The 8110-nt window shown below is 65.2% G+C and carries 7 protein-coding genes and 1 pseudogene; 2 read left to right on the top strand and 6 right to left on the bottom strand.

Going from position 1 to position 8110, the window contains the following annotated elements:
• Positions 1-94: 94 nt before the first annotated feature.
• The 4 genes from ACIQ3R_RS12035 to ACIQ3R_RS12020 form a co-directional block, all read right to left on the bottom strand.
• The gene (locus tag ACIQ3R_RS12035; RefSeq protein ID WP_397418797.1) at positions 95-2455 is read right to left on the bottom strand and encodes a penicillin-binding protein 1A; all 2361 of its coding nucleotides are present in this window, start codon (positions 2453-2455) and stop codon (positions 95-97) included.
• Between the two features lie 117 nt (positions 2456-2572).
• A complete protein-coding gene (locus ACIQ3R_RS12030; protein ID WP_397418795.1) occupies positions 2573-3976 on the bottom strand; it encodes an aldehyde dehydrogenase family protein in 1404 nt (467 codons plus the stop codon).
• 71 nt (positions 3977-4047) lie between these two features.
• Positions 4048-4638, bottom strand: a complete 591-nt coding sequence (locus ACIQ3R_RS12025) for a riboflavin synthase (RefSeq protein WP_397418793.1) — start codon at positions 4636-4638, stop codon at positions 4048-4050.
• A gap of 9 nt (positions 4639-4647) precedes the next feature.
• Complete coding sequence (locus ACIQ3R_RS12020; protein WP_397418791.1) at positions 4648-5292, bottom strand: RibD family protein; 645 nt, start codon at positions 5290-5292, stop codon at positions 4648-4650.
• A 125-nt stretch (positions 5293-5417) separates the two neighbouring features.
• Here ACIQ3R_RS12020 and ACIQ3R_RS12015 point away from each other — a divergent pair, with 125 nt between their 5' ends.
• On the top strand, positions 5418-6461 hold the full coding sequence (locus tag ACIQ3R_RS12015; protein WP_397418786.1) for a hypothetical protein: 1044 nt from the start codon (positions 5418-5420) through the stop codon (positions 6459-6461).
• A gap of 50 nt (positions 6462-6511) precedes the next feature.
• Positions 6512-7324, top strand: a complete 813-nt coding sequence (locus tag ACIQ3R_RS12010) for a phosphotransferase family protein (RefSeq protein ID WP_397418784.1) — start codon at positions 6512-6514, stop codon at positions 7322-7324.
• A gap of 13 nt (positions 7325-7337) precedes the next feature.
• Here the strand turns inward: ACIQ3R_RS12010 and nrdR are convergent, their stop codons facing one another.
• Positions 7338-7808 carry a transcriptional regulator NrdR gene (gene nrdR, locus ACIQ3R_RS12005; protein ID WP_397418782.1) on the bottom strand — a complete coding sequence of 157 codons (471 nt, stop codon included), beginning with the start codon at positions 7806-7808 and terminating at the stop codon, positions 7338-7340.
• A 31-nt stretch (positions 7809-7839) separates the two neighbouring features.
• A pseudogene (gene glyA / locus ACIQ3R_RS12000) lies at positions 7840-8110 on the bottom strand (serine hydroxymethyltransferase); the annotation flags it as partial.

Here is an 8110-nt window from a genome sequence, read left to right as displayed (position 1 = left end):
CGGCCTCGACATCCGCTCTCATGGAGAGACTCCCCTAAACACAAGGCCCGGGGCTCTATCCCGGCGGGGCCCGCGATACAATCCCTTCGGTTCTTCAGAACAGATCCGAGAGGTCGTCGCGCTTCTTGGCCGGTGGTGGCGGCGGCGGTGTTGCAGCCGTCGGGCCGGCTGCCGGCGCGGCGGCGTTCGAGGGTGTGAAAGGCTGCGGTCCGCCGGGTCCCGCCACCTCCGCCTCGGCAACCGAACTGACCGAGGGCTCGGTGCCCGGTCGGAACGCCTCGCGTATCCCCCGGATAGTGACGTACTTTGCGTGGGCTGGCGCCCTGAAGGGCTTCGCCGGCTTGTCCTTCAGAGCCTTCCCCATGAAGTCCACGAAGATCGGCACGGCGGCCACGCTGCCGGTCTCATTGTTGCCGAGGCTGCGATTGTCGTCGAAACCGATATAGACCCCGACCACGAGGTCCGGCGAAAAGCCCATGAACCAGGCCGAGCGATAGTCGTTCGTGGTGCCCGTCTTACCCCCTAGCGGCTTGCCAAGCGACGAGGCCTGGGTCGCCGTCCCGCGCTGCACCACGCCCTCCAGGAACGAGGTCACCTGATAGGCGGTGATCGGGTCCATCACCTGGTCCCCGCCGCGCGGTACCCGCGGGCTCTCGGCGCCGGTGAAGCCCGCGTCGCAACGTGGGCAGTCCCGTCGATCCGACCGCCAGATCACCTTGCCGGTGCGATCCTGGATCTGGTCGATCAGATGCGGTTGCACCAGCCGCCCGCCATTCACGAACGTCGAATAGGCTGCAGCCATCCGGTAGACGGTGGTTTCTCCGGATCCCAACGCCATGGCCAGAACCCGGTCCATGTTTTTGGTCACGCCCATCTTCACGGCCAAATCGGAAATCTTCGCCATGCCCACGCTTTGCGCAAGGCGCACGGTCATGGTGTTGCGCGACAGCTCCAACCCGCGTCGAAGCGTCAGCGCGCCATAATAATCGCGACTGTAGTTTTCCGGGCTCCAGTCCTGTCCGCCATAACCCTTTAGCGTAATCGGGGCGTCCATCACTGTGCTGGCCGGCGTAAAGCCCGCCTCCAGCGCCGCCGCATAAACGATTGGCTTGAAAGACGAACCCGGCTGCCGCAGCGCCTGGGTCGCACGGTTGAAACTCGACAGCGAAAACGAGTAACCGCCGACCATGGCCAGCACCCTGCCGCTCCAGGGATCCATCGCCACCATAGCCCCGTTGGCGGCGGGCACCTGCTTCAGCCGATATCCGCCACCCGTCGCGGCCTCGACAAACACCAGATCCCCCCCCCCAATCCCGCGCCCGGCCCGCGCCCAGCTCACGTCCTGCCTGACGAGCGCGCCCTCATCGCCTTCCACGGTCCGCACCCGCACCGAGCCGCCTGAGGCCGTCAGCACCACCGCCCGCTTCCAGTCCTGACGCTCGCGGGGCTTCACTTTCTTGCGGGCGATGTCCTCCCAGCCGGCGAGTGTATCAACCTTGCCCCAGGCCCCCCGCCAGCCGTGGCGCCGGTCATAATTCTCGAGCCCGTTCATCAATGCGATCTTTGCGGCGCTCTGCAGATCGGGATCCAGCGTCGTACGCATGTAGTACCCGCCGGCGTTCAGCCGCTCGTCACCCAGCTCCTCCATGTTGAGCGCGATCCGTCGCACTTCCTCCACGAAATAATCAGCATCCCGGTACTGCGAACGCGTCGGCGCCGGCTGCACCTTCAGAGGCTCGGCCATCGCGGCCCTTGCCTCGGCGCGGGTCACCCAGCCCTGATCGGCCATCTGATCGATCACCCAGTTGCGTCGAGCGATCGCCTGCTTGGTCCGCCGGATTGGGTGATAGTTGTCAGGACCCTTCGGCAGCGCCGCTAGATAGGCGCTCTCCGCCAGGGTCAGTTCGCTGAGCGACTTTCCGAAGTAATTGTAGGCGGCCGCACCCACGCCATAGGAGCGGTACCCCAGCCAGATCTCGTTCATATAGAGCTCGAGGATCCGCTCCTTTGAAAGCGTCTGTTCCAGCTGGGTGGAGAGGATGGCCTCCTTCAGCTTGCGTCCGATGGTCTGCTCACCCGAGAGCAGGATGTTCTTCGCCACCTGCTGGGTGATCGTCGAGCCGCCCTCCAGGCGACGGCCCTGCAGGATATTGACCACATTGTTGACCTGAGCGCGGAGGAACCCACCGTAATCCACCCCGCCGTGCCGGAAGAACGCCTTGTCCTCGGCCGCCAGAAACGCCTGCGCCGTCTGGGCCGGGATCGCGTCATAGGGCACGAAGATCCGCCGCTCGCGCGAGAACTCACCGATCAGGGTTCCGTCCCAGGCATAGGCCCGTGTCGCCGTCGGCGGGTGGTAGTCCACCAGATCGCCGGCGTCAGGCATGTCGTGGAACAGCCAGGCCGAATAGACTCCCACGGCCAGCGCGCCGGCCGCGATAAGGCTGAGCGCCATCACGCCGGCGAGCGCAAGCCCGCGCCGGGGCGGTTTCAGAGGCTGGCCGGTCTCGGGCTCCACCCGGGCGTCCTAGCCTGTGTCGCCCCAGGCGCCAACGCGGGTTTGGCGTGGGCGCTATCGCGCCATGTTCAGAACCTGGATCTGGGTGAACTCCTTCAACCCTTCCTCACCCAACTCAGAACCCACACCCGAGAATTTGGCGCCGCCGAACGGCAGGTGCGGCTGCAGGTCAGCGTGCTTGTTCACCCACACCGACCCGGACTCCATGCCCTCGGCGAGATTCCAGGCCCGCTCAGTGTCCTTGGCCCAGATCGAGCCGCCCAGACCGTAGATGGAGGCATTGGCGCGGGCGAGGGCGTCGGCCGGATCGGTATACTTGATCACCGGCATGACCGGGCCGAACTGCTCCTCGTCCACCAGTTTCGAGCCGTCTTCGATGTCACGCACGATGGTCGGCTGGATGAAGTAGCCCTTATCCCCCTTGCGCCCTCCGCCGGCGATCACCCGGCCGTCTTTCCTGGCGCTCTCGATGAAACCCATCACCTTGTCGAACTGCTGCTTGTTCTGCAGTGGCCCCATCTGGGTGCCCTGCTCCAGTCCGTCGCCGACCACGATCTCGTTCGCCAGCCGGGCCAGCTCATCGCACATGGCGTCGTACATGCTCTCGTGGACATAGATCCGCTTGGCCGCGATGCAGACCTGTCCGGCGTTCTGCATCGCCGCGCCCAACACCTTAGGCGCGGTCGCATTGAGGTCGACGTCATCCAGGACGATCAGGGCGTCGTTGCCGCCCAGCTCCAGAGACACCCGCTTTAGGGCGTCGGCCGCCGAGGCCATCACCTTCTTTCCGGTCTCGGTCGACCCGGTGAAGCTGATCTTGCGGATGCCCGGATGCTTGGTCATCTCTCCGCCCAGGTCGTTGGCGTCGACGATGATGTTCACCACTCCGGCCGGGACGATGTCCTTGATAATCTCGCCAAGCTTCAGCGCCGTCAGGGGCGTGGTTGGCGCGGGCTTAACGATGACAGTGTTGCCGGCCAGGAGCGCCGCCGGGACCTTGAAGGCCATCAGGATCATCGGGAAGTTCCAGGGGACGATGCAGCCGACCACACCCAGCGGCTTGCGGCGCACTTCCACCCGCCCCGTCGCGTCGTCCTGAACCACCTTGGCGGCCAGATCCAGCGTCGAGAAGTAGCGGAAAAAGGCCGAAGCGCCGAAGATCTCTCCCATGGCGTCTTGCAGCGGCTTGCCCTGTTCCTGCACTAGAAGGCGGGCCAGTTCGTTGATGTTGCCCTGGATCGCATCGGCGATCTTAACAAGCACCGCCTTGCGATCCGCGAGTGGCGTCGCGCTCCAGGCTGGGAACGCGGCCTGGGCGGCGGCCACAGCCTGGTCCAGTTGCCCCTTGGAAGCCCGGGCGCAGGTGGCGAACACCGCCTCGGTCGCCGGATTCACTACGTCCAGCGTGGCGTCGCCATCGACGAGCTGGCCGTTGATCAGAAGCTTGTAGTCAGACATGGCGGGCCTCCAGGCATTTCCTGGTCCCAACCCAACGCCCCTGCCCCTACGGCGGTCCAGACCTAGGGCGGTTACGCCGTCTCCTGATACCGCGCCAGGTATCGAGCCAACATGTCGATCTCGAGGTTCACCCGCGATCCCGCCTTGAGTCCGCCCAGGGTCGTGACATCCCAGGTGTGCGGGATCAGGTTCACACCGAACACGTCGTCCTCCACCTCGTTCACCGTCAGCGAGACGCCCTCGACTGTGATCGAGCCCTTGGGTGCGATAAAGCGGTGCAGCGGCCGTGGAGCCCGAATCCGGACCCGGTGAGAGCCGCCCTCGCTTGTCACCGACAGCACCTCGCCGATGCCGTCGACGTGGCCGGAGACGATATGCCCGCCCAGTTCGTCGCCGACGCGCGCGGCGCGCTCCAGGTTCACCGTTCGCCCCTCCGACCAGTCCGAAAGCGTAGTCAGTCCCAGGGTTTCCCCCGAAACCTCAACCGCGAACCAGCCCGCGCCCTTCTCCACAACCGTCAAGCAGCAGCCCGCATGACTGATCGAGGCGCCGATCTCGACGGTCTCGAGATCATACGATGTCTCGATCTCGAAACGGCGGTCGCGGTTGGTGTCGCGGATGGCGCGTACGCGCCCGACGTCAGTAACGATGCCGGTAAACATCTGGCGCTCTCAAGCCCTCACATAGCGTTCCCAGAGGTCGTTGCCGAGCTGGCTCACCTCCGCGCGCCGGTAATGCGGCGCCTCGGACAGCGCCGCAACGGCCAGATCACCAACGCCCGACCGCCCTTCGGCGCCGAGCAGGATCGGAGCTCGGAACCACTCAATGGCGTCCACCAGGCCAGCGCGAAGAAACGACGCCGCCACCTGCCCGCCGCCTTCGATCAGGATCGACCGTAAGCCTTCGCTCGCCAGCGCCGCCACGGCGGCGGATGGATCGACTCGGTTCCACGCGTCGCCCGCCACCTGCAAGACCCGCACACCCAGCGTCACCAGCGCCGGGGTCGGCGCGCTGCTGGAAATCACAAAGGTCGGCGCCGCGTTGGCGGTACGGGCCAGCTTGCCACCCGGCGGCAGTCGCTGACGGCTGTCCAGCACCACACGCACCGGCTGGCGGCCTGCATAGCCGTCCAGCCGAACAGTCAACTCGGGATCGTCAGCGATTGCAGTTTCCACCCCGACTAGCACCACATCATGCGCCGCCCGCAGCCAATGCCCCTGCGCGCGACTCTCCTGCCCGGTGATCCAGCGGCTCTCGCCAGACGCCGTGGCGATCCGTCCATCCAACGATGTGGCCAACTTTAGGGTGACACTCATCCTGCCGATGTGAGCCAAGCCCTTGGGTGGGGCAAGGGGGCGCCCGTCCGCCGCCGTTATGCAATGGCGGAAAGCCATGTATCGTTCCGCCAAACATACCCAGAAACGTCCCTAGGGAGATCATCATGGCCGGCGTCCTAGCCCTTTCCCGGGTTCTCGCGATCACCTGCGTCCTGGCGGCGCCGTCCGGGTGGGCCAACGCCCAGAAAGCCCCCAGCATGCCCAGCGCCGCCGCAGACCTTAGCGGGACGTGGACGAGCCGAACCTTGACCCCACTGGAGCGGCCTGCCGGACAACCTCGACTGGCGTTATCCCGTGATGAAGCTGACAAGCTGGCAGGCCGCAGATCCGCGTTCCTGGCCGCCGACAGCAAACCGACCGATCCAAATGCAGCTGCCCCAAGGGAGTCCAGCGACCCGGGCGGGTACAACGCTTTCTGGGTCGACCCGGGAGACTATTACTCGATAGTCAAGGGCGAGATCAGGGCCTCTGGCATCGTTGAGCCCTCGGACGGCCGAATTCCTTACCGTGATCGGGTGGCCGCCACCGCCAACCAGCGCAAAATCGGTCAGGAGTACGCGAGCGGCAGAGGCGACTACACCGACCCTGAAGATCTCCCGCTAAGGGAGAGGTGCCTCATCGGTTTCGGCAATACGGGCGGGCCCGGCATGCTGGGCTCCCTCTACAACAACACGTACCAGTTCCTTCAAACCCCGCACCACATGGTGATGCTGATCGAGATGGTTCACGATGTGCGTATCATTCCGATCTTTGACACCCCCGAGCAGGCGCGAGCTGCCCACAAGCCTTCGGTCATGACGCCCTGGCTGGGGGATTCAGTGGGATGGTGGGAAGGCGACACCTTCGTGATGGAGACGATCAACGTTCACCCGATTCAATCGTCGGAGAGTTCAATTCCGCTGACCTCAAAGGGCAAAATCGTCGAGCGCTTCACGCGGGTCGCGAAGGGCGAAATCTACTACCAATTCGAAGTGATCGACGACGTTCTCTACACCCGACCCTGGAAGGCCGAGTATACCCTCACCGTTCCGAACGGGGGCGTATACGAGTACGCCTGCCACGAAGGTAACTATGCGATGGAGGGCATTCTCGGCGGCGCCCGGCTGGCGGAACGAGAAGCCGCGTCAGCGGTCGCGGCGACGAAATGAAGCTTAACTCGCTGAGCTAGCGCTGCCATGCGGCGAGCTAAGGTCTGAAGGTGGGATCCCTGGGCGAGAAAATCGGCGAAGGCACGGTCTCGGACGTCCACGCGTGGGCACCGGGTCAGGTGGTGAAGCTGTTCAAGGCAGGCTTCCCGCGCCGGCTCGCGAATTGGGAAGCCCGGATGACAAGGGCGGCCCACGCCTCCGCCCTGCCCGCACCGGAGGTCTTCGATGAGGTAGCCGTCGGGCCGCTCGTCGGCATTGTGCTCACGCACCTCGAGGGTCCGACCCTGCGCCAACTTTCCCGGCCCCTTGCACTGACGAGCGAGCAGGTCGGCGTCATTCTGGCCGGGCTCGCGATCGCCGTCCACAGATCGCCGCCCCCGGCACAGCTCCTGTCCCTTCAAGAGCACACGGCGGCCCTCCTCAGGAGATCGGGGGAAAAGCTTCCCGCGCACATCGCCAGCGCCGTGAACACGCTATTGGACCGTCTGCCGGAAGGCGACGGTTTCTGCCATGGCGATCTCCACTCCGGCAATGTGATCATGTCGCCTGACGGTCCAAAACTCATCGACTGGACTGGCGCGATCCGCGCGCCCGCGGCCTATGATCTTGCAACCTCACACGTCCTCCTGTCCGAATTCATCCACCCATCGGTTATCGACCCGGAACGTCTGCGGGGCGTCGACGCGGCCTTTCAGGCCGAGTACGCGCAACTCAAAGGCTCTACCCCCGCCGAGCTGGCCGCGGCGGTCGAGGCCTACATGCCTATCGTTTGCGTCAACGCCCTGCTGGGCGGCGCCTGGACCGGCGCTTTGCGTGAACGGATGATTGAACGCATCGAAGCCGCCTTGAGAGCATCGGGCTGACTGCGACGAGCCTTCAACGCCCGCTCTCGGGTTCCGACAGACCCTCTTCACCGAGGAAACGGGCGAAGTCCTCGGTCTCCTTGAAGTCGCGATAAACCGAGGCGTAGCGGACATAGGCCACGTCATCGAGCTGCTTCAGGTGGGTCATTACCAGCTCGCCGACGGTGGACGACGGCAGCTCCGTCTCGCCCATGCTCTCAAGTTGCCGCGCGATAGCCGAGATCATGCGCTCCACCCGCTCCGGCTCCAGCGGCCGTTTGCGGATGGCGATGGCGATGGAACGCGCCAGCTTGTCGCGATCAAACGGCGTGCGGCGGCCGGAGCGCTTGAGGATCGTGAGCTCGCGCAACTGCACGCGCTCAAATGTCGTGAACCGGCCTTCGCAGGCCGGGCAAAGCCGACGCCTGCGGATCGCCGCGCCGTCTTCCGATGGGCGGCTGTCCTTCACTTGAGTTTCATCGTGGCCGCAGAATGGGCAGCGCATATCTGGCCCTCACTCCGGCCAATGAACACCATTAGCTGTAGATGGGAAAGCGCGCCGTCATGGTCAGGACCTCGGCCCGCACCTTGGCCTCGGTCGCGGTCGGGGCGCCATCGGCGGCGGCCGCGTCGAGCACTTCGCCGATCCAGGTTCCGACCTGGCGGAATTCCTCCGGACCGAAGCCCCGTGTGGTGCCGGCCGGCGAGCCGACTCGCAGGCCGGAGGTCTGCATGGGCGGCAGCGGATCGCCTGGGATCGAATTCTTGTTAGTCGTGATCCCGGCGCGCTCCAGCGCCACCTCGGCC

This window comes from Phenylobacterium sp., from assembly GCF_044371015.1.
GTDB lineage: Bacteria > Pseudomonadota > Alphaproteobacteria > Caulobacterales > Caulobacteraceae > Phenylobacterium.
This window is presented reverse-complemented; position numbering and strand designations above follow the sequence as displayed.